The sequence below is a fragment of the Streptococcus australis genome (genome assembly GCF_040226615.1).
GTDB lineage: Bacteria > Bacillota > Bacilli > Lactobacillales > Streptococcaceae > Streptococcus > Streptococcus australis_E.
The window spans coordinates 39,930-65,714 of sequence record NZ_JBCOAT010000006.1 but is presented as its reverse complement, the minus strand read 5'-3'; the positions used below and the strand labels follow the sequence as shown (position 1 = coordinate 65,714).

Below are 25,785 nucleotides of genomic sequence, written 5' to 3'. Positions count from 1 at the left end.
ATTAGTTTGGAGAGTAAAAATACAATGAAACGTTCCATGTATGCTGGACGTGTTCGCGAGGAACACATTGGACAAGAACTGACCCTCAAAGGATGGGTGAGTCGACGCCGTGATTTGGGTGGCTTGATCTTTATTGATTTGCGAGATCGTGAAGGGATTATGCAATTGGTCATCAATCCAGAGACGGTCAATTCGGAAGTAATGGCAACGGCTGAGAGTCTTCGTAGCGAGTATGTGATCGAAGTGACAGGTCAAGTTGCTGCCAGACAGCAAGCTAATGATAAAATTGCAACAGGTCAGGTTGAAATGCATGTTTCTTCCTTAACTGTCCTTAATACGGCAAAAACCACACCATTTGAGATCAAGGATGGCATTGAAGCTAACGACGATACCCGTCTACGCTATCGATATTTGGACTTGCGTCGTCCAGAAATGTTGGAAAACTTGAAATTACGTGCCAAGGTAACGCATTCTATCCGCAACTACTTGGATGAGTTGGAATTTATCGATGTGGAAACACCTTTCCTTTCTAAGTCAACTCCAGAAGGGGCGCGTGACTACCTCGTTCCATCTCGTGTTAACAAGGGGCACTTTTATGCCTTGCCTCAAAGCCCTCAAATCACCAAACAGTTATTGATGAATGCTGGCTTTGACCGCTATTATCAAATCGTCAAATGTTTCCGTGATGAAGATTTACGTGGAGACCGTCAACCTGAGTTTACACAGGTCGACTTAGAAACCTCCTTCCTGACAGAGCAAGAAATTCAAGATATTACAGAAGGTTTAATCGCACGTGTCATGAAAGAAACCAAGGGAATTGAAGTGACACTTCCTTTCCCACGGATGAAGTACGATGATGCGATGGCTCTTTACGGTTCTGACAAACCAGATACTCGTTTTGAGATGCTCTTGACAGACTTGACAGAAGTTGTAAAGGGCGTAGACTTCAAGGTCTTTTCAGAAGCTCCAGCAGTGAAAGCCATTGTCGTCAAAGGCGCTGCAGATAACTACTCACGTAAAGACATCGATAAGATGACCGAAGTAGCCAAACAATATGGGGCTAAAGGTCTAGCATGGGTCAAAGTAGCGGATGGTGCTTTGAACGGCCCAGTTGCTAAGTTCTTGACAGATGTGACAACAGAGTTGACAAGTGCTTTACAGTTGGAAGAAAAAGATTTGGTCCTCTTTGTAGCAGATACATTAGAAGTAGCCAACGCAACACTAGGTGCCCTTCGTTGTAGAATTGCCAAGGAATTGGACCTCATTGACAACGGTCAATTCAACTTCCTATGGGTGGTAGATTGGCCAATGTTTGAGTGGTCTGAAGAAGAAGGCCGTTACATGAGTGCCCACCATCCCTTTACACTTCCGCAAGCAGAGACAGCTCATGAATTAGAGGGCGATCTTGCCAAGGTACGTGCCATTGCCTATGACATTGTGCTCAATGGTTACGAACTTGGGGGAGGAAGTCTCCGGATTAACCAAAAAGAATTGCAAGAACGGATGTTTACAGCTCTCGGTTTCTCAAAAGAAGATGCAACAGAGCAATTTGGTTTCTTGCTAGAAGCTATGGATTATGGTTTCCCTCCACATGGTGGATTGGCTCTTGGTTTGGACCGTTTTGTTATGTTGTTAGCTGGTGAGGAGAATATCCGTGAAGTGATTGCCTTCCCTAAGAACAATAAGGCAACAGATCCGATGACCCAAGCCCCTTCTACAGTAGCCACTAAACAACTGGAGGAGTTGAGTCTACAAGTGGAAGTCAAAACTGAGGAGTAAGAATAAAAGCGGAAAATCAGCAGAAGTAGCTTCTGAGATTTTCCCTTTATTTATAAATTGAGAGATAGTCATGAAAAAAACTCGCTTAGGTAAAATCTTACGTTTTTATGTGAGAAGAATTGCTTATAATTTTAAATTATTACGGGTCTTGAAAAGTATTTCCCGCGAAAAGTATGATGAAAAGATTTCAGCCTCATTGGTCTATGGATTTTTATCTGCGATTGCTGTGAACTTCTTTTTCCAGCCGGGACGTGTCTATTCAAGTGGAGCGACAGGGTTAGCACAGATTGTTTCCGCTCTTAGTGATCGATTTTTGGGCTTTACGATTCCTGTTTCCTTGTCATTTTATGCCATCAATCTACCCTTAATGATTATTGCCTGGTATCAAATTGGCCATAAATTTACCATTTTCACCTTTATCACGGTGTCCATGAGTTCCTTCTTTATCCAATTTGTCCCCGAAGTTACTCTCACCAATGACCCTATCATGAACGCCTTGTTTGGGGGTGTTGTTATGGGGACAGGGATTGGTTTTGCTCTTCGGAATAATATCTCAAGTGGGGGAACCGATATTGTCAGTTTGACTATTCGAAAGCGAACGGGCAAGAATGTCGGTAAAATTTCTCTCATCGTCAATGGGACCATCATGTTGATAGCAGGGATGACCTTTGGTTGGAAGTATGCCCTCTATTCGATGATTACGATTTTTGTTTCTAGTCGAGTGACAGATGCCGTCTTTACCAAGCAGAAGCGGATGCAAGCTATGATTGTCACTAGCCAACCGGATAAGATTATTGAGAAAATCCATAAGCGCTTGCATCGTGGGGCAACCATTATTCACAATGCCGAAGGTACCTATAACCATCAGGAAAAAGCGGTCTTGCTCACTGTTATTACCCGAGCAGAGTTTAATGAGTTTAAATTTTTAATGGAAAAAGCGGATCCTCAAGCTTTTATAACAATTTCAGACAATGTTCATATTATTGGACGCTTTGTCGAAGTAGAAGATTAAAAAATTCCTGCAAGAAGTTCTTGCAGGAATTTTTTATGCTTTTTCTACCAAGATCCAGCCATGGCCTGGAACGGTAAATTCTTCTTGAGAAAGATTTTGATCTCCTCCATAAATATGAGGGTAGGAAATTGCTAATCTAGCAGGCTGTTTGAGTCGGTAGGACCATTCTTGATCCCCCAGGTTGACCAAGATAAGCAACTTACGACCGTCTTTCTCGATGCTGTATGAGAAGGTCTTCTCCGAAGTCCAAGTAACTTGACAATAATCTCGAATGTCTTGGGCATTTACAAGGCGGAGGAGCTCTTCCTCTTTCCGATAGGCAATCAATTCGCGCAGGAACTGAATATCTGTTTCATAAGCTGTAGAAGAAAGCCAGTCTAGTTGATTTAGAGCATCTGGAAGATTGTAAGTATTCTCTTCTAAGCCCTTGCTGCGATAGAACTCTTGACCAGCATGTAGGAAGGGAACTCCTTGAGCCAAGAGGACGAGGTGCAAGCCGAGTCTAGCTTTAGCCTGACGCTGCTCCTCTGAAATATTTGGATCTTCAACCTTGAGATAGTCAAAGAAGGTTGCGTTATCGTGGCATTCCACATAGTTGATTGCCTGTTGCGGGCGCACAAAGTGGGGTGCTCCTTTGAGACCGACGTTACCAGTCAAAATATTAGCCAGATCATTGGCCTGATAGCGACTGTCGATACGTCCTTCGTTCAGGATGCTTCGTTTAATGGTATCACGGAAATTGTCACTGAAGAAGCCATACGGACGGAGTTGACTGGCATTGTATTGATGGGCCAGGAGTTCAGGATATAGTCCGGTATCCATCTTCCACCCTTCTCCATAAAGGTAAATGTTGGGGTAAATGGCTACTAATTCTTCTTGAATTTCCATCATGGTTTGGCGGTCAAGAATGCCCATCAGGTCAAAGCGGAAACCATCAAAGCCGTAGAGTTGAACCCATTGCTTGACTGACTGCTTGATGTAGTTGCGAACCATGGCTCTCTCGCTGGCTACATCGTTGCCACAGAAGGTTCCGTTGGTTCGTTGACGGTCTTGGTCATAGCGATAGAAATAGCCTGGGACAATCCGCTCAAAAGCAAATTCATCAGAGAGGTAAACATGGTTATAGACAACGTCCATGATGAGGCTGAGATCTGCCTTATGGTAGGCATCAATCACTTGCTGTAGCTCGAGAATCCGTTGGTAAGGATCATTTGCCTGGGTACTAAAACTTCCTTCAGGAACATTGTATTGCACAGGGTCATAGCCCCAATTGTAGCCAGAAGTAGGCTTGGTTTCATCCACGCTTCCGAAATCATAGAGGGGCAAGAGCTGAATATGAGTAATGCCCAAAGATTTCAAATAGTCAAAGCCAAAGGTCTGTTCTCCATGCTTAGGAGATTCTAAGAGGGCTGGAAAGGTTCCAGGATGATGGAAACCAGCTTCTTTTTGCATGGAGAAATCACGAACACTCAATTCATAAATAATGGCCTGAGTCGGATCTAGTTGGGTTGCGGCTCTCTGGATAGGGCGCTCAATCTTGTGCCGGTCGATGACATAGCTAGCTCCGGAATTGGCTTCAGAAGAAAGAGCATAAGGATCATGAACGATATGGGTTACACCGTTGACTTGATGTTGGTAGTAGTAAGAGGCTTTTTCCCAATCTCCCTCGAGTTCTAGACGCCATACACCTTTTTCTGTCCGCTCCATCGGGTAGACAGTTTGGTTGATCAAGACCTGAACCTCTTGAGAAATGGGAGCCCAGAAGGCAAAGGTCGTTTTTTCTTTTGAGTAATGAGCTCCTAAATCCTCTCCATCATAGGCATATAGCTGATCAAAGATGGGTTGGCGGACAATATCCCGGTAGTGTAGGAGGCAGGTTTCTCCTTTAGCATTGGAGAGGGTATAGCTTTGACTCATGTCGATGGGAAGGGGGCTTCGAAGAGTTTTTTCTTCCTCTGTCGGCAAGAGTTCAATCGTTTTCGAACCAGACGTCAAGGTAAAAGGAAGAAAGGCTGTTACGCTCTCTCCTCCTTCCATGCGAATCAAGTCTTGGTCATCTAAATAAGCTGCAAAGTGTGTGGTCATAGGTTCTCCTAAAGTTCAATAATCGAGTGTTCAATGAGTTGTCTGTAGCAAACAGTTTTGTTTTCCTTGTTGTCTTTAATAATTTGGAGTAAGGTTCTGACAGATTCGCGTCCCAATTCAACCGTATTGATATCAATATAGGCATCAATAGGGATCCGCGGTTGAATGGAGTCGAAGGAAATAATCGGAAGGTCGACTTGTTTGTCGCTTAGGTATCTCCGAACCCCTTCGGCAACTAGAATATCCGTTGTCATGAGTGCTTCAAGTTCTTCAAAAGGCAGGCTATCCATGATTTGGTAAGAATTTTCTTCCAGCAAGAAACCAAAGGAGAACTTGACCAATTCCTTACGAAGAGGGATCTGGTGACTGGCAAGCGCTTCTTGGTAACCCTTGTAGCGGTCTTGAGAAACGGCCAATTCCTTATTTCCTCCAATAAAGGCGATGTGTTGGTATCCCTTGTTGATAAAATATTCGGTCGCGTCAAAGGCTGCCTTAACATTGTCGTTATCGACTAAGGATACAAAAGGTGAAGTTGCTTTCCCTAAAATCAAGAAAGGAAATTTATCTTGAATACAGAAGTCAACCAGAGGATCATTCAATTTGGAATAGAGGAAGATGAGCCCATCTACCCGCTTACCATAAATCATTTGTTTGAGTTGATCGAGGCGGTGGGTTTCATTCGCCCCTGTACAAATCTGAATGGCATAGCCATAATCAGAAGCAACCTGACTAATCCCACGGAGGACCGTAGGGAAGAAGGGGTTTTGGAAGAACACATCACTCTCATCAGGCAAGACAAGGGCAATCACCTGACTGGACTGGCTCACTAAGCTACGAGCATTGAGGTTTGGATGGTAATCTAGTTCTTTCATGGCAGAACGAACCCGTTCTTTAGTAGCTTCACTGATGGTAGATTTATTTTGAATCACTCGTGTAACGGTAGATGGTGCAACGCCAGCAAGTTTGGCTACATCTTTGATGGTGACACGCATAAAGGACCTCCCTAAGGTTTGTAATCTGGATCCCGGAAATGAGTCTTATAGAAAGCAAGTGCGAGGAACAAGACAAATAGGATATTTTGGATCAAGATGGTTGTCGTAAAGACTTGGTGGAATACTAAACTGATCAGGACGCTCGCAAGAATAGGCAATCCAAGACAGTTGAGAGTGAAGTTGAAGCATTCTTTGAAGGTCTTGAGAGAGAAGAGACGGGACTTCCGTGTCAAGAAGAGGAAGAAGGAAGCTCCAAATACTAAAATTGCAAAATTCACAGCAGATAAGAAACCTGAGAAGAGGACGAGGAAGAGACTAACTGCCAATCGATTGGCTTGGAACCAATCTTTGGAAATGGCTTGGCTTAAAGCATCTTTGTTTTCAAGACTCTTTTGATTGATTGCCTGATAAGGAATGCTTGCAAGTTCTTTATTTTCTCTGCTGATCACTAGTTGGGTCTTATCGAAATAGAGGGTTAATTTTTCACCTAATGGAGTCCCTTCGTGATGACCAATGATAACATGGCCAGCTTTGTTCTTATGAACTCCAAAATGACTGTTATAGACTAGTTCATGCTGTTCAATACGGACATTTTCTTTCAAGTCCTTCATAACATCCTCTGTTAAGGGATCAAAGACATCGCTAACAAAGGTGGTTAAGGGGTAGGTCTGTAATTCCGCATTTTGAACGGCAACAGGAATCAGGGTTAAGGAAAGAAGAAAGAGTGAGGTAAAGATCATTTGGAACCAGTTGAGTTGTTTGCGGTTCGCAAATGCTTTTCTTACCTGAAAAAGGCTGGAAAAATAATTAAATGGATAGGGCATGAAGAGACCTTTCTAATCTCCGGGATGGATTTCCCTTGTATGGAGAGCATAACAAGATTTTATCCTTAACCAAAGATGGGAGAGAGACCGGTAGCAAATCAATCAACTTGCTATCCTTGTCCCACTCCCATCCTTTCCTTAAAGATAAAATTTATGTGACTGGGAGAAAAGCACGAGAGGAGATCTCGTCCTTTTCATTATTGCTGGAAGGTTATAGAAAAGTTTATTTTATCCTTTATCCCCACCAGCTGTCAAACCTGAAACAAAGTTCTTTTGAAGGAAGAAGAACAGCACACAGATTGGGACTGCAATCAGAATCGCACCTGCCGCAAAGAAGGCAATCTTTTGATTTTTTTGGTCGCTGATAAAGGTCTGAAGACCAACAGCTACCGTGTAATTGATTTCATCGCGAAGCAAGAATTTAGATAAGATGTAGTCTCCAAAAGGTCCCATGAAGGCCCAAAGAGCTTGGACCGCAATCATTGGGCGAACCAACGGAAGGACGATTTGCCAGAAGCGACGGAAGTGTCCAGCACCATCCAATTTTGCAGATTCATCAAGTGAAATTGGGACTGTATCGAAGTAACCCTTCATCAACCATGCGTTCATTGGGATTCCCCCACCGACATAGAGGAAGATCAGGAACCAACTGTGGTTCAAGGCATTCAACATAAGAGCCATAACGAAGAAGGCAGTCAAAGCAGCCATGGTAGGGACCATTTGGATAATCAAGAAGAAGACCAAACTTTGCTTACGAGCCAAGAAGTTGTAGCGGCTGTAAGCATACCCTGCCAAGGTAATGATGGATGTTTGAGCAACCATGGTAATAATGGCGATAATCAAGGTGTTGAGATACCAAGTACCATATAGGGTATCCGTAAAGAGTTTTTGGAAGTTATCAAAGCTGAGACTGCCACTGAAATCAAGCGTAAAGGCACTGACGTTACCAGTTTTGAAGGCTGAAAGAACCGTGATCAACAAGGGATAGATGATGATGATGGAAAGGACAACCAAGTAGAGGTAAGTCAAGAAATGATTCAGGCGGCGTTTAAATTGAACTGAATTTTTCATTTTACACATCCTCCATATCAAATGCGTGCAGTTTCTTGAAGGCAATCATCGAGATCGAGATCACAATCAGAGAGATAATCAACGTAACCGCAGCAGCCATTGAGTATTGAGGTGATGAGTTCGTTGTCAATTTATAGATCCAAGAAATCAAGATATCTGTCGAACCAGCATTTCCTCCAACAGATCCAGGTCCACCATCGTTAAAGAGGTAGATAATGGAGAAGTTGTTAAAGTTGAAGGTGTATTGGCTGATGAGCGTTGGTGCCGCAACCGCCAAAATCATTGGGAAGGTAATGTTGCGGAATTTTTGCCAAGCATTCGCCCCATCAATATAGGCTGCTTCGTAAAGATCATTTGGAATAGATTGCAAGATTCCGAGTGTCAAGACGTAAATGTAAGGGAAGCCGAGCCAACCTTGCATCATAATCAAAGCAATCTTCGTCCAGGTAGGATCTGTTTTCCAAGGAATGAGAACTCCATCCAAGAATGGGAAAATCTTCGCAAAGAGCGGAAGAACTTGCGCATTAATGGCCCCGATACTATCATTGAACATGTTTGAGAAGGTCAAGATTGTAATGAAGGCAGGAACCGCCCAAGGAAGAAGGAAGATGACACCGAAGATGCGTTTTCCTTTAATGAATGGTTGGTTGGAAATAATGGCCGTCAGGATACCAAGGACGATTTGAAGTGTTGAAGCTGCCAAGGCCCAGATCAAGGTCCAGCCCAATACAGATGTAAAGGCAGAACGGAAGGTACTCAAAGTCCACATGTTGGTGAAGTTTTGAAGTCCGATCCAATCAAGGAGCGTAAAGCGAGCAGTATGCTTAAAGTCGTAGTTGGTAAAGGCAATCATCAAGGTAACCAAAACAGGGAAGATGATTGCAAAGGTCATGGCAATATAAGAAGGGATGATTAAGAGATAGGGGAAGCCATTTTCATAGATAGCATTCACCATCTCTTTTAGGGTCTTCGGCACTCGAATACCGTTATTAATCCGCTTAGCTACAGTACCCGCATCTTTGATATTCAAGGCGTAGAACATCAAATAAACGACGGTGATAATTAAGTGGAAGGCCCCACGAATCAAGATAAAAAGAGAATTATCTTTTCCACGGACAGTACCGAGGGTAACGAGTTTAGACAATTCCTCCAAACCAATACCGAAAAAGTAAGCGAGAAAGACAAGTGTTACACCAAGGAAGATGTATCCTTTTGCTTTCTGTTTGTTATAGATTTGTCCCAAGCCAGGAATGAGGGATAACCACATTGCCTTTTTTGGATTTTGTTGTGTTTCCATATCGACTCCTTATAAGTGAGCGACCAGAGGCCACATCACAGCTAAAGGCTGGGAAACACTCCCAGCCCCTTGGGAACTGTATTACTTGCCACCGAATTTTTGTTCGATAGTTTCTTTGATTAATTTAACAGCACCGTCAGCAGCATCTTTAGCAGATTTCTTACCACTTACAGCGTCGAAGAGCATAGTTGCAGCTGGATCCCAAACAGTACTCATTTCAGAGATGTTTGGCATTGGTTGTGCATTTTCAAACTGTTTAACAACGGCAGTTGTCAATTCATCGTTTTTACCAACAGCGTACTCACGAGCTTCTGTGTTAGCTGGCACTTCGTTCGTCTTATCGTAGAAAGCTTTTTGTTGATCAGTTGAAGTCAAGAAGTCTACGAATTTTTGAGCTGCTTCAGGGTGGTTAGCACCTGCAGGGATAACCCAAGCTTTACCACCACCGAAGGCAGAGTAAGCTTTTCCGTTTGGAAGAGTAGGGATTGTTGCTACACCGTAGTTTACTTTGGCTTCTTTCAATGAAGATGCTTTCCATGGACCATCGATGATGGCTGCTGTCTTACCTGATTGGAATTGAGTTTGGATGAAGTTTGCAGCACTTTTAGTGTCTTGCAATCCTTTAGGCCATTTAGCGTACCAAGTTTTTGCGTATTCGATACCGTCGATCGCACCTTGGTTGTTCAAACCAATGTCTTTTGGATCTGTACCATCTTTACCGAAGACATAGCCACCGTTACCTGAAAGGAGTCCGTATGCATAGTAGAAGTTTGTCCAGTCAGCAAGGAAGGCAGTGTTTTTACCATCTTCATCAGCGAAGTCATACTTGCTGTCTTTTGCCAATTCTTCAAGTTCGCCAAATGTTTTTGGAGCTTCTTGCAAGAGGTCTTTGTTGTAGTAAAGAACCAATGTTTCGATAACAGCTGGTGCACCGTATACTTTACCACCGTTTGTTACAAGTGATTCAGTTGTTTTGTCAGTCTTGCTGTCTTTGTTCAATGTCACTTCAGCCAATTGACCGTCGTTACCAAGGCCACCTACACGGTCGTATGGTGCCATCATAACGTCTGGAGCTTTACCAGATTGGTTGTCAAGAGACAATTTGTCCAATCCACCAAGAGCGTCACCTGTCTTGATCGTTACTTTTGTTCCACTTTCTTTTTCAAAAGCTTTCGCAGCTTCTTCCATGTAAGCTTTGTAGCCATTGTCAACGTATACTGTCAACTCGTTTTCAGAAGCAGCAGAGTCGTCTTTTTTGCCTCCACAAGCTACCAAAAGAAGTGATGCGAATCCAACTGTACCAAGTACAGCAGCGCTTCGAAGAATTGTGCGTTTCATGATTTATTCCTCCTAAAGAATAAAAATAAGATTATTAGTTGAAAACGTTTTAGACAAACGTTTTCCTTAACACGAATAGTATATCACAGAGAGAAAACGTTTGCAAGCTCTTTGTGCAAAAATTTTTTAAAAATTTTTATCTTCTATTAAATACACACAAATAGTTGACAAGAAAATGAGAAAGGGATAAACTAGGCGTGGGGTGAACCCGCAGAAAAAATCATAAAAGTTTAGGAAACCTCTTGCATAAACCACAAGAATACTTTATAATGGACACGTAACGCAAACGTTTTCCTTGAACGTTGCATAACGATGATCTAAGGTCATTTATAAATAGGCTAAATTTATTTCTATGTCTGAAAGTTGGTCGCTTCTTATGCCTTCTAAGAGTCGGAATGAGAACTGGAACAGAACAGAGTAGAAAGTTGGTCTATTTTTCTTTGAAACAAAAAATATTAAACTAAAGGTGGTACCCTCAATGAAAAAACGCCAAAGTGGTGTCTTGATGCACATTTCATCCTTGCCTGGGAAGTATGGAATCGGTTCGTTTGGTCAAGCAGCTTACGATTTTGTCGATTTCCTCGTTCGGACTAAGCAACGGTATTGGCAAATTTTGCCTCTCGGAACAACTAGTTATGGAGATTCTCCTTATCAATCCTTCTCGGCTTTTGCAGGCAACACCCACTTTATTGACTTCGATCTCTTGATCGAGCAAGGGCTCTTGGATGCATCTGATGTTGAAGGTGTTGATTTTGGTCAAGACCCAACAGAAGTAGACTATGCAAAGATCTTCGAACAACGTCGTCCTCTTCTAGAAAAAGCGGTTAAAGCTTTTATCGAAAACGGTGATTGGGATGACTTCAGCCGTTTTGCTGAAGAAAATGCAGCTTGGTTGGAATTGTTCGCAGAATACATGGCTATTAAAGAGCACTTTGAATTAAAAGCATGGACAGAATGGCCAGACGCTGCGATTCGTGTACGTCAACCGGAAGCCCTTGCATCCTACCGCGCTCAATTGGAAGATAAATTGACTTACCATCGAGTAACACAGTATTTCTTCTTCAAACAATGGTTGAAATTGAAAGCATACGCTAACGACAACCATATTGAGATCGTAGGTGATATGCCAATCTACGTAGCGGAAGATTCAAGCGATATGTGGGCAAATCCTCATCTCTTTAAAACAGATGAAAATGGAAAAGCAACCTGCATCGCAGGATGCCCACCAGATGAGTTCTCAGCAACTGGTCAGCTTTGGGGCAACCCAATCTATGACTGGGAAGCAATGGACAAAGATGGTTACAAATGGTGGATTGAACGCTTGCGTGAGAGCTTCAAGATCTACGACATCGTGCGGATCGACCACTTCCGTGGTTTTGAATCTTACTGGGAAATCCCAGCTGGTTCTGATACAGCAGCACCAGGTAAATGGGTCAAAGGTCCTGGCTACAAACTCTTTGCTGCAGTGAAAGAAGAACTCGGTGATTTGAACATCATCGCAGAAGACCTTGGCTTCATGACGGACGAAGTCATTGAGCTTCGTGAGCGCACAGGCTTCCCAGGCATGAAGATTCTTCAATTTGCCTTCAATCCTGATGATGAAAGTATCGACAGCCCTCACTTAGCGCCAAATAACTCTGTTATGTACACTGGTACACATGATAACAACACGGTTCTTGGATGGTACCGCAATGAAATTGATGATCCAACTCGTGAATATCTTGCACGTTACACCAACCGGAAAGAATACGAATCTGTTCCACATGCCATGCTTCGTACTGTCTTTGCTTCTGTCAGCTTTATGGCCATCGCTACCATGCAAGACTTGCTAGAGTTGGATGGTTCAGCACGGATGAACTTCCCATCTACTCTTGGTGGTAACTGGTCATGGCGGATGACAGAGGATCAATTGACACCGGCTGTTGAGCAAGAATTGCTTGACTTGACTACAATTTATCGCCGTATCAATGAAAATTTGGTAGAATTAAAGAAATAAGACATTATCAGGAGACATAAAAAATGTTACCATTAAAAGAATTTGTACAAAATCGTTACAATAAATCTATCGCAGAATGTAGCAACGAAGAACTTTACCTTGCTCTTCTTAACTACAGCAAACTAGCAAGCAGCCAAAAACCAGTGAACACTGGTAAGAAAAAAGTTTACTATATCTCAGCTGAGTTCTTGATTGGTAAACTCTTGTCTAACAACTTGATTAACCTTGGTCTTTATGACGATGTTAAGAAAGAACTTGCTGATGCAGGTAAAGAGTTGATCGAAATCGAAGAAGTAGAATTGGAACCATCGCTTGGGAACGGTGGTTTGGGACGTTTGGCAGCCTGCTTTATCGACTCAATCGCTACACTTGGTTTGAACGGTGACGGGGTTGGTTTGAACTACCACTACGGTCTTTTCCAACAAGTGCTTAAAAACAACCAACAAGAAACCATTCCTAACGCTTGGTTGACTGAGCAAAACTGGTTGGTTCGTTCAAGCCGTAGCTACCAAGTACCATTTGCACACTTCACATTGACATCTACTCTTTACGATATCGATGTACCTGGTTACAAAACGGCTACGAAAAACCGTTTGCGTTTGTTTGACTTAGATTCAGTTGATTCATCTATCATTGAAGATGGCATTAACTTTGATAAGACAGACATCGCTCGCAACTTGACTCTTTTCCTTTACCCAGACGATAGCGACAAACAAGGTGAATTACTCCGTATCTTCCAACAATACTTCATGGTTTCAAACGGTGCTCAATTGATCATCGATGAAGCCATCGAAAAAGGAAGCAACTTGCATGACCTTGCTGACTACGCAGTTGTACAAATCAACGATACTCACCCATCAATGGTGATTCCTGAATTGATCCGTCTTTTGACTGAACGTGGTATCGAACTTGATGAAGCAATCTCTATCGTTCGTAGCATGACTGCCTACACAAACCACACAATCCTTGCTGAAGCCCTTGAAAAATGGCCTCTTGAATTCTTGGAAGAAGTGGTTCCTCACTTGGTACCAATCATCAAAGAATTGGACCGCCGTGTTCGTGCTGAATACAAAGATCCAGCTGTTCAAATCATTGATGAAAACAATCGTGTACACATGGCCCACATGGATATCCACTATGGATACAGCGTAAACGGGGTTGCCGCTCTTCACACAGAAATTTTGAAGAACTCTGAGTTGAAAGCTTTCTACGATCTTTACCCAGAAAAATTCAACAACAAAACAAACGGTATCACCTTCCGTCGTTGGCTCATGCATGCTAACCCAAGCTTGTCTCACTACTTGGATGAGATCCTTGGCCGCGAATGGCACCATGAAGCTTCTAAATTGGAAGACCTTCTTTCTTACGAAGACAAGGCTGCTGTCAAAGAAAAATTGGAAAGCATCAAAGCTCACAACAAACGTAAATTGGCTCGTCACTTGAAAGAACAACAAGGTGTGGAAATCAATACTAACTCTATCTTTGATATCCAAATCAAACGTCTTCACGAGTACAAACGTCAACAAATGAACGCTTTGTATGTGATCCACAAATATCTTGACATCAAGGCTGGTAATATCCCTGCTCGTCCAATCACAGTTTTCTTTGGTGGTAAAGCAGCTCCTGCCTACACAATCGCTCAAGACATCATCCACTTGATCCTTTGCTTGTCAGAAGTCATTGCAAACGACCCAGCAGTAGCTCCACACTTGCAAGTCGTAATGGTTGAAAACTACAACGTTACTGCAGCAAGCTTCCTCATCCCAGCATGTGATATCTCAGAACAAATCTCATTGGCTTCTAAAGAAGCTTCAGGTACTGGTAACATGAAATTCATGTTGAACGGAGCTTTGACTCTTGGTACTATGGACGGTGCTAACGTGGAAATCGCTGAGTTGGTTGGAGACGAAAACATCTACATCTTTGGTGAAGATTCAGAAACTGTTATCGATCTTTACGCAAAATCTGCATATAAATCAAGCGAATTCTACGCTCGTGAAGCGATCAAACCATTGGTTGACTTTATCGTGAGCGACGCTGTTCTTGCAGTTGGTAAGAAAGAACGCTTGGAACGTCTTTACAATGAATTGATCAACAAAGACTGGTTCATGACTCTTCTTGACCTGGAAGACTACATCAAAGTGAAAGAGCAAATGTTGGCTGATTACGAAAACCGTGATGCATGGTTGGATAAAGTCATCGTTAACATTGCTAAAGCAGGATTCTTCTCATCTGACCGTACAATCGCTCAGTACAACGAAGATATCTGGCACTTGAACTAATTTGCTTTCAGAATTCTAGAAGCAATATACTCATAAAAGAGGAGCTCCTTTTGGATCATATCCTGATTTAGAGGGAGCTTTTTTGTATAGGAGAACTGGGAAAATCTAAACTTGCGCTTCCCTTCGGTTCACGTTATAATAAATAGTATGGATATTAGAAACGAGGAAATACAATGAAGAAAAATCCGATTTATATGTATGTCTTGCTAGCCCTCTCAGCGATGGGAACTCTATTAACTGCTCAGTCCTTCTTTGGATTGGCTAAAGTGGAGGTCACAGATGAGACGGCAGCTTCTTTGAACTTAACCACTGCTCTTGAACGGGAAGAATACAAAGCCTTCCTTGAAAAATTAATCGTAGCGTTACGCGGACCAATCGCTTGGTTGTTGCTCTCTCTTTTGATTGCAGGCTTAATTGCTGTTGGCTATTTCTTCCTGTCTAAAAAGGATATTGTCAAGGCAACCTATGCCTATATGGGTCAAATTGGAGCCTTCCTCCTAATAAGCTTGCACAATTTCTGGTCTTATCGTTCTTCCATGTCGGTGATCACGTCAGATAAATTGCGGACTTTGATACAGGCTTCTAGCTTATATGCACTTGTCTTGAGTGTAGTTGTAGCCCTTGTTTACTTGGGAATCCTCCTCTACAAATTGAAAAATAGACCAGCTAGCGACCTTCAAGCTTAGATCATAGCATTTAAAAGCTCCTCTAGTTTTAGACAAAGAAGAGGAGTTGGTCTGATTGGAGAAGAAAATGAAAGTATGTTTTGTCTATATCAGTTTAAGTGGCAATACTGAAAGTTTTGTCCATCGCCTCAGTGATTATCTATGGGAGCAGTATCCTGACTTGGTTATTGAAAAAATCCATGTCAAAGACCTGGTCAAAGAAGGGAAGCCCTTCTTTGAAGTCGATACACCTTTTATTACCTTTTTGCCGACCTACCTAGAAGGAGGAAATGGTATTGATAATGGGGATGTGGAGATTTTAACGACCGATGTAGCAGACTTTATTGCCTATGGAGACAATGCCACTAAATGCTTGGGAGTTGTAGGATCTGGAAACCGCAACTTTAATAATCAATATTGCCTAACGGCCAAGCAGTACAGCCAACGCTTTGGTTTCCCTATGCTAGCAGACTTTGAAATGCGAGGGATGCTAGGGGATATCAAAAAAGTAGCTGGTATTATCGAAGACTTGTATCACTTTTAAAATGAGAAACCCCAAGCCTAGGCTTGGGGTTTCTTTGTATGAGAGGAGGTTGCTTGATTAGCAGAGAAAAGGAGGCTGGGACAAAGTCCTAGCCTCTCAATTATCTTTGGATTATCAAGCAAGACGCAGTGGTTGAGTGGCCTCTACTACGCTGATTTCATCAGCTTTTACAGCCCGACTCAACTGTGCGGAGGTAGGACGACGAAATCGAATTCTAACGAATTACCGATTTCTGTCCCACTCCCTTTTTTGCTGGTTATTTTAATTGATCGGTGATTTCTTTCGCAAGCAAGAGGCCGAGGCGATAGTCCTTGTTGATGGCGTGGATGACATCGTTGATGTTCTCCGTTGTTTGTATTTGTTCCTTGATGCTTGCTTTGAAGGTTTCATCTTTTAAGAGTTGCTCTTGTAAAATCTTTTGCAGTTTTTCTCTCTCGTATTTATTGATTAAAAAGAGGATGAGTAGACTAACCAAAATAAGGATGTAAACAGTTTGATTCATAGGGTTCTCCAGAGGATAAGATAATGGATAAAGGGGAGGGAAACGATAATCCCTAAAAATATAGGTGTATTTAGCATGAAAAAAGGAGTGAGATGGAACTAAATAAGGTTTATTTAGCGATTCCTCTCACCCCTATAAGAGATGGTTTCCTATCAAAAAGTAAGGAAGAAATTACATTTTCTCAGGCGCATCTACACCCAATAGACGAAGTGCTTCTTTCAAAACAACTGCTGTTGAGTAGCTAAGAGCAAGACGGCTATCGCGTTCTGGACTTTCATCCAAGATACGAGTGTGAGCATAGTACTTGTTGAAGGCTTGAGCCAGGTTGATGGCATATTTTGCTATCAAGGATGGATCATAGTTTTCAGCGGCACGTTTCACGACACGAGAGAAGTCTTGGAGAAGTTTGATGATTTCCCAGCTTTCTGGATCGTTCAAGCTGTAAGTTGCATCTGTTGATGGAGTGAAGTTAGCTTTGCGAAGGATGGATTGGATACGAGCGTATGCGTATTGAACGTAAGGTCCAGTTTCCCCCTCAAAGGATACCATGGCTTCGAGGTCAAAGTCATACCCATTGCGACGGTCTGTCTTCAAATCGTAGAATTTAACCGCACCAACACCGACTGCACGTGCCACTTCTTCCTTGTTTTCAAGTTCAGGATTCTTCTCTTCGATCTGAGCTTTGGCGCGAGAGATAGCTTCTTGAAGAGTTGGTTCGAGTAGGATGATATTTCCTTTACGAGTTGACAATTTTTGGCGGTTCTTTGTGACCAAACCAAAGTCAACGTGGATCATATCGTCGCTCCACTCAAATCCCATTTTCTTCAAAACAGCTTTCAACTGACGGAAGTGGTTGGATTGTTCTTGACCTACGGCGTAGATGTTTTTCACAAAGTTGTAGGTCCGTGCACGGTAGATAGCGGTTGCGATATCACGAGTGATATAAAGAGTGGCACCGTCTGATTTCTTAATCATAGCTGGTGGAAGGTTGACATCATCCAACTCAACGATGCTAGCCCCTTTAGACTCTTTCAACAAGCCTTTTTCTTCAAGGATTTGGACGGCTTCATCCATCTTGTCATTGTAGAAAGCTTCTCCGTTTAAGCTATCAAACTCAACACCGAGTAGTTTGTAGATACGGTTGAATTCCACCAAACTCTCGTCACGGAACCATTGCCACAATTCAGTCGCTTCTGGATCTCCATCTTCCAATTTCTTGAACCAGAGACGTCCTTCTTCATCAAGCTCAGGATCGTTTTCAATTTCAGCATTGATACGAACGTAAAGTTTTAGCAATTCATCGATTGGGTTGGCTTCGACAGCTTCCTTGCTACCCCATTTTTTATAAGCCACCATCAAGAGACCGAACTGTTTGCCCCAGTCTCCCAAGTGGTTAATTTTAATGGTATTGTAGCCCATTTTGCGGAAGATGTTTGAAAGAGCATCCCCGATAACAGTTGAACGTAAATGACCAACTGAGAAAGGTTTTGCGATGTTTGGACTAGAAAGGTCGATGGTGACGTTCGCTCCTTGACCTTCTTCTTGTTGTCCATAGTCGGCACCCGCTTGGATAACAGATTTGATGACTTGGTCAGAGATTTGTGATTTATCTAAGAAGAAGTTTACATAAGGACCAGTAGCAACGACTTTTTCAAAGTGAGAAGCATCGATTTTTTCCGCAATATCAGCAGCAATCGCTTGAGGAGCTTTGCGTTCGATTTTAGCCAAAGAAAAGGCAGGAAAGGCGATGTCTCCAAGGTCTGAAGATTTTGGTTGCTCTAGTAAATTTAAGATAGTTTCTTGGTCTAAGCCTTCAATGACTTTTGCCAATTCACTTGCAATAAGTTCTTTATGATTCATAGTAGCTCCTTTGGTCTTTTGTTACTATTCTATCACAAAATTCGGCCTTTCTTCAAACTTTTTGGTATAATCAAAGTATAATTATTCAAAAGTGGAGCAAAAATGAAAAAAGATGAACGTCAGCTTTTGATTCGAGAGATTATTCAAAATGAGAAGTTATCGACGCAAAAAGAAATTCAAGACCGCCTAGATCAGAGAGGGGCGGGAGTAACCCAGACAACCTTATCCAGAGATCTGCGAGAAATTGGTCTGATCAAGGTGAAAGAAAAGGGTGGGCTCTATTATAAATTAGCCGATGAACCTGATCGAACAGATATTTTTAGACTGATTGCTCAATATGCACAAGAAGTCTCGAGAGCAGAGTTCACACTGGTTGTTCGGACGGAGCTTGGAGAGGCGGCCATTTTAGCCAACGCAGTCGATGAGATTTTGGATGATCAAATCCTTGGCACCGTCGCAGGAGCCAATACCCTCTTAATTGTTTGCAAGGACCAAGAAGTAGCACAAACGGTCCAGCAGACTATTCTCCAACATTCTAGTCACTAGTCAAGGGCGAGGGACCAGTCCAGAAAGGGATCGGCCCTCCTTTTATGTCAGTTTAGAGTTGGAGCAAGCTCTCAGAATGAAAGCAATGATATAGAAAAGGAGCAATATGGCAGCAGAAAAACTATCACCTGGTATGCAGCAATACCTAGATATCAAAAAAGACTATCCGGATGCTTTTTTGCTCTTTCGGATGGGAGATTTTTACGAGCTCTTTTATGAAGATGCCGTCAATGCCGCTCAGATTTTAGAGATTTCCTTGACCTCAAGGAATAAAAATGCAGAAAATCCAATTCCCATGGCTGGAGTTCCCTATCATTCAGCCCAGCAGTACATTGATGTCTTGATTGAAAAAGGCTATAAGGTGGCTATTGCAGAGCAGATGGAAGATCCCAAGCAAGCTGTCGGTGTAGTTAAACGGGAAGTAGTCCAAGTCATTACCCCAGGGACGGTTGTCGACTCGACCAAGCCAGACAGCGCCAACAATTTCCTGGTAGCCTTATCTCATGATGAGACGGATTATGGCCTTGCCTATATGGACTTGGTGACTGGAGAGTTTCAGGTCACCAGTTTGAATGATTTTGCCATGGTCTGTGGGGAGATTCGCAACCTACGGGCACGTGAGATTGTCCTGACCTACTCCTTGTCAGAAGGGGAAGAAAGAGTCCTTCTTGGCCAAATGAATCTCTTGCTCTCCCCTATCTCAGAAGTAGCGGAGGATGTCCAACTTTTAGGGGCAGACTTGACTCATTTGGAAAGAATAGCGGCGGGAGGCCTGCTCCAATACGTCCAGGAAACCCAGAAGCGGGAGCTCCACCATATCAAACCTGCTCATCACTATGAAGTCCGTGATTTCTTGCAGATGGATTATGCGACAAAGGCGAGTTTGGACTTGACAGAGAATGCCCGGACAGGCAAAAAACATGGTAGCCTCTACTGGCTCCTAGATGAAAGCAAGACAGCCATGGGAGGACGTCTCTTGCGGGCTTGGATCCAGAAGCCCTTGATGGACCGCCATCGGATCGAAGAGCGCCAAGAGATTATCCAAGTCTTCTTGGACCATTTCTTTGAGCGAAGTGATCTGGCAGACCGTCTCAAGGGTGTGTACGACATAGAGCGCTTGGCCAGTCGAGTTTCCTTTGGTAAGACCACTCCTAAGGACCTCTTGCAGTTGGGTGAAACGCTACGCCACGTTCCCTTGATTAAATCGCTCTTGGTCGAGATGGGAGAGCCGGTGCTAGGCCTCCTCATTGCGCAGTTAGATGAGCTCCCAGAGCTTTGCCGACTCATCGAAGCAGCGATTGACCCAGATGCACCTATCGTTCTGACAGAAGGCAATATCATCCGTACCGGCTTTGATCCAACCCTGGACCAGTACCGTGTCATCCTCAGAGAAGGGACCGGCTGGATTGCGGAGATTGAAGCCAAAGAACGTGAAGCCAGTGGTATTACCGGACTTAAAATCGACTACAACAAAAAAGATGGCTACTATTTCCATGTAACCAACTCCCAATTATCCCGTGTGCCAGCTCATTTCTTCCGCAAGGCGACCTTAAAAAACTCTGAGCGCTTTGGGACAGAAGAACTAGCTCGGATTGAAGGAGAAATGTTAGAAGCTCGGGAGCAATCGACCAGTCTGGAGTATGCGATTTTCCTACGAATCAGAGAAGAAGTCGGCAAGTACATTCAGCGCCTACAGTCACTAGCCCAAGCCCTAGCAACGGTCGACGTCTTGCAAGGTCTGGCCTGTGTGGCTGAAAAGCAACAGCTCATCCGTCCAGTCTTCCAAGAGGCGCGTGATATCCGGATTGAAAAGGGCCGTCACCCAGTTGTTGAGAAAGTGATGGGAGCTCAAAGTTATATTCCCAATAGTATTTCCATGTATGAGACTTGCCAGATCCAGTTGATTACGGGGCCCAATATGAGTGGGAAATCCACCTATATGCGTCAGTTGGCCATCATTGTCATTATGGCCCAGATTGGTTCCTTTGTACCGGCTCAAGCTGCGACCCTCCCTCTCTTTGATGCCATTTACACCCGGATTGGGGCAGCAGATGACTTGGTATCCGGTCAGTCAACCTTTATGGTCGAGATGATGGAGGCCAACAATGCCATTCGCCAAGCGACTCCAGCCTCACTGATCTTATTTGATGAGTTGGGACGGGGAACAGCGACCTATGATGGCATGGCCTTGGCTCAAGCCATCATCGAGTACATCCATGACCGGACAGGGGCCAAGACCCTCTTTGCTACCCACTACCATGAGCTAACCGACTTGGAGCAGACCCTATCTCGCTTGCGCAATGTCCACATCGCTACCTTGGAGAAGGATGGCCAAGTGACCTTCTTGCACCGGATCGAAAAGGGACCAGCTGATAAATCCTACGGGATCCATGTGGCCAAGATCGCAGGCCTGCCAAGCGACCTCTTGAAGCGGGCGGATGCCATCCTGAGTCAATTAGAAGGCCAAAGCCAAGAAGTGCCGGTGGCCGGTCCGACAAAGCAATCCTCTCCAGAGCTTGGTGGACAGTTATCTTTGTTTGCAGCAGATGCCACTCACCCAGTACTAGAAGAATTGAAGAATCTTGATATCTACAACATGACCCCGATGGAAGTCATGATGGCAGTTGCTGAGATGAAAAAGAAGGTATAAAACAAGATCTCCCCGCGATGAGTTTCACGGGGAGATTTTTATATGAGGATTGCTTTTTAAGCTTTCCCTTGCAACTGTTGGTTGATCTCTTCTACTTTTTTCTTGTAAATGCGATAAGAAACAGCCCAGATAACCAAGTAAACAAGGCTAAACTCTATAATGACGGAGATGTAGAAGCTGATTTGGATTGGGAACCAGCCTCCCAAGGTTGCCAAAGGTAGAAAACCAAAGAGCATCAAAAGGTAGTGGCTGAGGGTCGCACGGAGGAGGCTCCAGTCTTTGTTGAACAGGTTTTTTCCTAAGCTGAAGAGCAAGCCGATGCCAGCCCATATAAGGATACAATAGAGCATGACAAGGGATCCATGCACGTCATGGGCTTGCATCCATTGTCCAACGCCTGAACTTGGACTGAGAGGCATATAAGTTGAAGGTGAGTTTAGGAAAGAAAAGACGATAGAGAGGGTAAGGCCGATGAAGATGCCTTTAGAGGCATTCGATAGATGAGTCTTTAACATGATAATTTCTCCTTAATAGCTTTTAAATAGCGACGAGACGAATAGGTGATGGTCCTGTTTTTCAGATTGATTTGGACCGATCCGCTGGTGGTAAAATATAGCTGATCGATTTCTTTGGTGTTGATAATTTCAGATTGGGAAATTTTTAAAAAGTAGATGGGCAAGTCTTCAGAGAGTTGGTAGAGTGGACCTGTGAGGATGAAGCGATCATCCTTTGTTTCCCCCACCACTTGCCGATTTTCAATATAGAAACGATGAAACAAGTGGGTCTCTACAAGATAGGTTTCCCCATCCTTTTTCGCTCGCAAGCGTTCCTTCTGGTCCAATTCTTCTATGAATTGTTGGACTTTCTGGATGCGTTCGCTAGTTTGTGGCGCTGTGATGGCTACGCCTTCTTCTTGAAAATGGGGGTCAATGGTAACTGTTACTTTCATACAAATCCCTTCTAACTCTATGATTTGAAGTCAGATGTCCGCTAGCAGGACCTCCTCCTTACAAGTCTATTAAACACTTTTTCAGGCATCAAGACAAGGTTTTTTGTCTATTCGGTCATTTTGTCTGTTTATCTGGTAGTAAGCCAGTATCTTTAGTGGAACTAGGGTAGAAGATTTTATAAACGGAGGGCTTCCTTGGAGATATGGTATAATAGTTCTACCTATGCGCGTATAAAACATAAGAGGGGAAGCTATGTCACAGATTATCGAATTACCAGAAATTCTAGCCAATCAGATCGCTGCCGGGGAGGTCATCGAGCGCCCTGCTAGTGTGGTCAAGGAACTGGTTGAAAACTCCATCGATGCGGGGGCTAGTCAGATTGTCGTAGAGATTGAAGAAGCTGGCTTAAAGACCATTCAAATCACGGATAATGGACAGGGAATTGCCCACGAGGAAGTAGAATTAGCCCTTCGTCGCCATGCGACTAGTAAGATCAAAAGTCAAGCGGATCTCTTTCGGATTCGGACCCTAGGCTTCCGTGGAGAGGCCTTGCCCTCCATTGCCTCTGTCAGTCTTATGACCATCCTAACAGCTCAGGAAGGAGCTAGTCATGGAAGCAAGCTAGAGGCCAAAGGGGGCGAAATCACTTCTCTTGAGCCGGCGACTAGCCCTGTGGGGACTAAAATCACAGTTGAGGACCTCTTTTTCAATACACCAGCCCGCCTCAAATATATGAAGAGCCAACAGGCAGAGCTGTCCCATATCGTCGACATTCTCAACCGCCTGAGTCTGGCCCATCCAGAGATTGCCTTTACCTTGATCAATGACGGCCATGAAATGACACGGACGGCAGGGACGGGAAATCTCCGCCAAGCCATTGCAGGAGTCTACGGCCTCGCTACTGCCAAGAAAATGGTTGCCATCGAGACAGGTGATTTGGACTTTGAAGTGTCCGGTTTTGTCTCTTTGCCAGAACTGACCAGGGCCAATCGCAACTACATCAGCCTCTTTATCAATGGCCGTTACATCAAGAATTTCTTGCTCAATCGGGCCATCTTGGATGGCTACGGCAGTAAACTCATGGTCGGACGCTTCCCAATAGCGGTCATCAATATTCAGATCGATCCCTATCTAGCTGATGTCAATGTCCACCCGACCAAGCAAGAGGTGCGTATTTCTAAAGAACGAGAACTGATGGCCTTGATCTCCCAAGCGATTGCCTCCGCTTTGAAAGAGCAAGATCTGATTCCAGATGCTCTGGAAAATCTAGCCAAGTCGACGCTTCGTCGAACAGAAAAGCCAGTCCAGACTAGCCTCCCTCTAAAAGAAAATAGCCTCTATTACGACCGAGACAAGGGAGACTTTTTTGTCCGTCCAGAGGTTGGGGAATCCCAGCCAAATGGTGAAATGATTCCAGAGCAAACGCTTCTCTTTTCACAAGATGAAGGAAAGGAGACCAAATCTCCAGCCATTAAGTTCGCAGAGCGAAAGGCGCCTCAGTACGACCAACTGGATCACCCAGAGTTGGACCTGGCTAGTCTAGACAAGGCCTATGACAAGCTGGAGGGAGAGGAAACATCGACCTTTCCAGAGTTGGAATATTTTGGTCAGATGCATGGGACCTATCTCTTTGCTCAAGGCAATGGGGGCCTCTACATCATTGACCAGCATGCAGCTCAAGAGCGGGTCAAATACGAAGAATACCGGGAGAGCATCGGGGACGTAGACGGCAGTCAACAACAACTGTTAGTGCCTTATATCTTTGAGTTCCCTGCAGATGATCTGATCCGCCTGCAACAGCGCAAGCACCTTTTAGAAGAAGTGGGAGTCTACTTAGAAGAATACGGAGCTAACCAGTTAATCTTACGGGAGCATCCGATCTGGATGAAGGAAGAGGAGATTGAGGCGGGCATCTATGAAATGTGTGACATGCTCCTCTTGACCAAGGAAGTGTCCATTAAGAAATACCGGGCGGAGTTGGCTATCATGATGTCCTGCAAACGGTCTATCAAGGCCAATCACACTCTGGATGATTACTCTGCACGGGATCTCATCTACCAACTGTCCCAATGTGACAACCCTTATAACTGCCCCCACGGCCGTCCCGTCTTGGTCAACTTCACCAAGTCGGACATGGAAAAGATGTTCCGACGCATTCAGGAAAATCACACCAGTCTACGGGATTTGGGAAAATATTAAACAAAGAATAAAGGAATCTTATGTACGAATACATTAAAGGAATCTTAACAAAAATTACTGCCAAATACATTGTGGTAGAAACAGCTGGGATCGGCTATCTCTTGCATGTGGCCAATCCCTATGCCTACTCTGGCAAAATGAATCAAGAGGTGCACGTCTATCTGCACCAAGTGGTCCGTGAAGATGCTCACCTTCTCTATGGCTTTGCGACCGAAGAAGAGAAACAGCTCTTTTTGAACTTGATCTCAGTCTCCGGGATTGGACCTGTCTCAGCTCTAGCTATTATCGCTGCGGATGACAATGCAGGCCTTGTCCAAGCTATTGAAAGCAAGAACATCACCTACTTGACCAAGTTTCCGAAGATCGGCAAGAAAACAGCCCAACAGATGGTCTTGGACCTAGAAGGTAAGATTAATCTTGACCTAGAAGATGCACCGGCTCAGTCCAATGCCAAAGTTTCAGAAGAAAACCAAGCTCTTGAAGAAGCTATGGAAGCCATGTTGGCTTTGGGCTACAAGGCAACGGAACTCAAGAAAATCAAGAAATTCTTTGAAGGAACTTCTGATACGGCTGAAAACTACATCAAGTCTGCCCTGAAGATGTTGGTCAAATAGGAGAAGAAGATGCCAAAACGTTGTGGATGGGTTAAAATGACCAATCCTCTCTATGTGGCCTATCATGATGAGGAGTGGGGACAGCCCCTCCACGATGATCAGGCACTTTTTGAGTTACTCTGTATGGAAACCTATCAGGCCGGTCTATCTTGGGAAACGGTCCTCAATAAACGGCAGGCTTTCCGAGAATCTTTTCATGGCTACCAAATTCAAGCGGTCGCGGAGATGACGGATGAAGAGCTGGAAGCTTTGATGAATAATCCAGCAATTATCCGCAATCGAGCCAAGATCTTTGCGACACGAGCTAATGCTCAGACCTTTCTACAAGTTCAGGAGGAATTCGGGTCGTTTGATGCCTATCTTTGGTCTTTTGTCGATGAGAAAACCATCGTCAATGATGTTTCAGATTACAGTCAAGCACCAGCTAAAACAGCCTTATCTGAGACATTATCCAAGGACCTCAAAAAACGTGGTTTTAAGTTCACCGGACCAGTCGCAGTTTTATCCTTTCTACAGGCTGCAGGTCTGGTTGATGACCATGAGAATGATTGTGAATGGAAAAGCGGTAAGTAGTGAGTA

21 protein-coding genes are annotated in these 25,785 nt (G+C 43.8%); 11 read left to right on the top strand and 10 right to left on the bottom strand.

The genetic code is table 11. The features are described from left to right. Positions 1 to 24: 24 nt before the first annotated feature. Together aspS and ABT997_RS06575 are read left to right on the top strand one after the other, a co-directional pair. Positions 25 to 1,779, top strand: a complete 1,755-nt coding sequence (gene aspS, locus ABT997_RS06580) for an aspartate--tRNA ligase (protein WP_350019007.1) — start codon at positions 25 to 27, stop codon at positions 1,777 to 1,779. Positions 1,780 to 1,849: 70 nt separating this feature from the next. Continuing rightward, the gene (locus tag ABT997_RS06575) at positions 1,850 to 2,791 is read left to right on the top strand and encodes a YitT family protein (protein ID WP_126404986.1); all 942 of its coding nucleotides are present in this window, start codon (positions 1,850 to 1,852) and stop codon (positions 2,789 to 2,791) included. 33 nt (positions 2,792 to 2,824) lie between these two features. Here ABT997_RS06575 and pulA read toward each other — a convergent pair whose 3' ends face one another. The 6 genes from pulA to ABT997_RS06545 all read right to left on the bottom strand — a co-directional run bounded on the left by pulA (position 2,825) and on the right by ABT997_RS06545 (position 10,398). Next, a complete protein-coding gene (pulA, locus tag ABT997_RS06570; RefSeq protein ID WP_350019006.1) occupies positions 2,825 to 4,876 on the bottom strand; it encodes a type I pullulanase in 2,052 nt (683 codons plus the stop codon). An 8-nt stretch (positions 4,877 to 4,884) separates the two neighbouring features. Beyond that, entirely contained in the window at positions 4,885 to 5,868 is a 984-nt protein-coding gene (locus ABT997_RS06565) for a LacI family DNA-binding transcriptional regulator (protein ID WP_350019005.1), read from the bottom strand. A gap of 11 nt (positions 5,869 to 5,879) precedes the next feature. Beyond that, positions 5,880 to 6,692, bottom strand: a complete 813-nt coding sequence (locus ABT997_RS06560) for a DUF1189 domain-containing protein (protein ID WP_342991687.1) — start codon at positions 6,690 to 6,692, stop codon at positions 5,880 to 5,882. 228 nt (positions 6,693 to 6,920) lie between these two features. Beyond that, positions 6,921 to 7,763 carry a sugar ABC transporter permease gene (locus tag ABT997_RS06555; protein ID WP_006596980.1) on the bottom strand — a complete coding sequence of 281 codons (843 nt, stop codon included), beginning with the start codon at positions 7,761 to 7,763 and terminating at the stop codon, positions 6,921 to 6,923. A gap of 1 nt (position 7,764) precedes the next feature. Beyond that, a complete protein-coding gene (locus ABT997_RS06550; RefSeq protein WP_009731885.1) occupies positions 7,765 to 9,060 on the bottom strand; it encodes a sugar ABC transporter permease in 1,296 nt (431 codons plus the stop codon). An 81-nt stretch (positions 9,061 to 9,141) separates the two neighbouring features. Continuing rightward, complete coding sequence (locus ABT997_RS06545; protein WP_129822583.1) at positions 9,142 to 10,398, bottom strand: extracellular solute-binding protein; 1,257 nt, start codon at positions 10,396 to 10,398, stop codon at positions 9,142 to 9,144. A 478-nt stretch (positions 10,399 to 10,876) separates the two neighbouring features. Here ABT997_RS06545 and malQ point away from each other — a divergent pair, with 478 nt between their 5' ends. The 4 genes from malQ to nrdI all read left to right on the top strand — a co-directional run bounded on the left by malQ (position 10,877) and on the right by nrdI (position 15,885). Continuing rightward, a complete protein-coding gene (gene malQ / locus ABT997_RS06540; RefSeq protein ID WP_350019004.1) occupies positions 10,877 to 12,394 on the top strand; it encodes a 4-alpha-glucanotransferase in 1,518 nt (505 codons plus the stop codon). 23 nt (positions 12,395 to 12,417) lie between these two features. Beyond that, positions 12,418 to 14,676 (top strand): glycogen/starch/alpha-glucan family phosphorylase, encoded by a 2,259-nt coding sequence (gene glgP / locus ABT997_RS06535; protein ID WP_350019003.1) that lies wholly within the window; start codon positions 12,418 to 12,420, stop codon positions 14,674 to 14,676. A gap of 173 nt (positions 14,677 to 14,849) precedes the next feature. Next, positions 14,850 to 15,362, top strand: a complete 513-nt coding sequence (locus ABT997_RS06530; RefSeq protein ID WP_350019002.1) for an ABC transporter permease — start codon at positions 14,850 to 14,852, stop codon at positions 15,360 to 15,362. A 55-nt stretch (positions 15,363 to 15,417) separates the two neighbouring features. Then, positions 15,418 to 15,885, top strand: a complete 468-nt coding sequence (nrdI, locus tag ABT997_RS06525) for a class Ib ribonucleoside-diphosphate reductase assembly flavoprotein NrdI (RefSeq protein WP_350019001.1) — start codon at positions 15,418 to 15,420, stop codon at positions 15,883 to 15,885. Positions 15,886 to 16,141: 256 nt separating this feature from the next. Here the strand turns inward: nrdI and ABT997_RS06520 are convergent, their stop codons facing one another. Then, on the bottom strand, positions 16,142 to 16,387 hold the full coding sequence (locus ABT997_RS06520; protein ID WP_350019000.1) for a MarR family transcriptional regulator: 246 nt from the start codon (positions 16,385 to 16,387) through the stop codon (positions 16,142 to 16,144). 171 nt (positions 16,388 to 16,558) lie between these two features. Next, a complete protein-coding gene (gene argS, locus ABT997_RS06515) occupies positions 16,559 to 18,247 on the bottom strand; it encodes an arginine--tRNA ligase (RefSeq protein ID WP_350018999.1) in 1,689 nt (562 codons plus the stop codon). 102 nt (positions 18,248 to 18,349) lie between these two features. Here argS and argR point away from each other — a divergent pair, with 102 nt between their 5' ends. Continuing rightward, positions 18,350 to 18,793: an arginine repressor gene (argR, locus tag ABT997_RS06510; RefSeq protein ID WP_350018998.1), complete on the top strand. Its 444-nt coding sequence runs from the start codon at positions 18,350 to 18,352 to the stop codon at positions 18,791 to 18,793. A gap of 106 nt (positions 18,794 to 18,899) precedes the next feature. Then, the gene (mutS, locus tag ABT997_RS06505; RefSeq protein WP_350018997.1) at positions 18,900 to 21,443 is read left to right on the top strand and encodes a DNA mismatch repair protein MutS; all 2,544 of its coding nucleotides are present in this window, start codon (positions 18,900 to 18,902) and stop codon (positions 21,441 to 21,443) included. Between the two features lie 56 nt (positions 21,444 to 21,499). Here mutS and ABT997_RS06500 read toward each other — a convergent pair whose 3' ends face one another. Together ABT997_RS06500 and ABT997_RS06495 are read right to left on the bottom strand one after the other, a co-directional pair. Next, positions 21,500 to 21,958 (bottom strand): DUF3021 domain-containing protein, encoded by a 459-nt coding sequence (locus tag ABT997_RS06500; protein WP_061564496.1) that lies wholly within the window; start codon positions 21,956 to 21,958, stop codon positions 21,500 to 21,502. Then, positions 21,952 to 22,392 (bottom strand): LytTR family DNA-binding domain-containing protein, encoded by a 441-nt coding sequence (locus ABT997_RS06495; RefSeq protein WP_350018996.1) that lies wholly within the window; start codon positions 22,390 to 22,392, stop codon positions 21,952 to 21,954. Before ABT997_RS06495 ends, ABT997_RS06500 begins: the two co-directional genes overlap by 7 nt. 253 nt (positions 22,393 to 22,645) lie before the next feature. Between ABT997_RS06495 and mutL the strand changes: the two genes are divergently transcribed. The 3 genes from mutL to ABT997_RS06480 are packed head-to-tail and all read left to right on the top strand — an operon-like array spanning position 22,646 to position 25,779. Next, complete coding sequence (mutL, locus tag ABT997_RS06490; RefSeq protein WP_350018995.1) at positions 22,646 to 24,592, top strand: DNA mismatch repair endonuclease MutL; 1,947 nt, start codon at positions 22,646 to 22,648, stop codon at positions 24,590 to 24,592. 20 nt (positions 24,593 to 24,612) lie between these two features. Beyond that, a complete protein-coding gene (gene ruvA, locus ABT997_RS06485) occupies positions 24,613 to 25,206 on the top strand; it encodes a Holliday junction branch migration protein RuvA (protein WP_048715638.1) in 594 nt (197 codons plus the stop codon). Between the two features lie 9 nt (positions 25,207 to 25,215). Further along, positions 25,216 to 25,779, top strand: a complete 564-nt coding sequence (locus tag ABT997_RS06480; RefSeq protein ID WP_048715636.1) for a DNA-3-methyladenine glycosylase I — start codon at positions 25,216 to 25,218, stop codon at positions 25,777 to 25,779. Positions 25,780 to 25,785: the final 6 nt, after the last annotated feature.

What these genes read in the sequence shown, in the direction of transcription:
- malQ (WP_350019004.1), top strand. Translation starts at nt 10,877, where the DNA reads ATGAAAAAACGCCAAAGTGGTGTCTTGATGCACATTTCATCCTTGCCT.
- aspS (WP_350019007.1), top strand. Translation starts at nt 25, where the DNA reads ATGAAACGTTCCATGTATGCTGGACGTGTTCGCGAGGAACACATTGGA.
- ABT997_RS06565 (WP_350019005.1), bottom strand. Translation starts at nt 5,868, where the DNA reads ATGCGTGTCACCATCAAAGATGTAGCCAAACTTGCTGGCGTTGCACCA.
- ABT997_RS06495 (WP_350018996.1), bottom strand. Translation starts at nt 22,392, where the DNA reads ATGAAAGTAACAGTTACCATTGACCCCCATTTTCAAGAAGAAGGCGTA.
- ABT997_RS06500 (WP_061564496.1), bottom strand. Translation starts at nt 21,958, where the DNA reads ATGTTAAAGACTCATCTATCGAATGCCTCTAAAGGCATCTTCATCGGC.
- ABT997_RS06530 (WP_350019002.1), top strand. Translation starts at nt 14,850, where the DNA reads ATGAAGAAAAATCCGATTTATATGTATGTCTTGCTAGCCCTCTCAGCG.
- ABT997_RS06575 (WP_126404986.1), top strand. Translation starts at nt 1,850, where the DNA reads ATGAAAAAAACTCGCTTAGGTAAAATCTTACGTTTTTATGTGAGAAGA.
- pulA (WP_350019006.1), bottom strand. Translation starts at nt 4,876, where the DNA reads ATGACCACACACTTTGCAGCTTATTTAGATGACCAAGACTTGATTCGC.
- ABT997_RS06545 (WP_129822583.1), bottom strand. Translation starts at nt 10,398, where the DNA reads ATGAAACGCACAATTCTTCGAAGCGCTGCTGTACTTGGTACAGTTGGA.
- ruvA (WP_048715638.1), top strand. Translation starts at nt 24,613, where the DNA reads ATGTACGAATACATTAAAGGAATCTTAACAAAAATTACTGCCAAATAC.
- ABT997_RS06560 (WP_342991687.1), bottom strand. Translation starts at nt 6,692, where the DNA reads ATGCCCTATCCATTTAATTATTTTTCCAGCCTTTTTCAGGTAAGAAAA.
- mutL (WP_350018995.1), top strand. Translation starts at nt 22,646, where the DNA reads ATGTCACAGATTATCGAATTACCAGAAATTCTAGCCAATCAGATCGCT.
- ABT997_RS06480 (WP_048715636.1), top strand. Translation starts at nt 25,216, where the DNA reads ATGCCAAAACGTTGTGGATGGGTTAAAATGACCAATCCTCTCTATGTG.
- argR (WP_350018998.1), top strand. Translation starts at nt 18,350, where the DNA reads ATGAAAAAAGATGAACGTCAGCTTTTGATTCGAGAGATTATTCAAAAT.
- ABT997_RS06520 (WP_350019000.1), bottom strand. Translation starts at nt 16,387, where the DNA reads ATGAATCAAACTGTTTACATCCTTATTTTGGTTAGTCTACTCATCCTC.
- argS (WP_350018999.1), bottom strand. Translation starts at nt 18,247, where the DNA reads ATGAATCATAAAGAACTTATTGCAAGTGAATTGGCAAAAGTCATTGAA.
- glgP (WP_350019003.1), top strand. Translation starts at nt 12,418, where the DNA reads ATGTTACCATTAAAAGAATTTGTACAAAATCGTTACAATAAATCTATC.
- mutS (WP_350018997.1), top strand. Translation starts at nt 18,900, where the DNA reads ATGGCAGCAGAAAAACTATCACCTGGTATGCAGCAATACCTAGATATC.
- ABT997_RS06555 (WP_006596980.1), bottom strand. Translation starts at nt 7,763, where the DNA reads ATGAAAAATTCAGTTCAATTTAAACGCCGCCTGAATCATTTCTTGACT.
- ABT997_RS06550 (WP_009731885.1), bottom strand. Translation starts at nt 9,060, where the DNA reads ATGGAAACACAACAAAATCCAAAAAAGGCAATGTGGTTATCCCTCATT.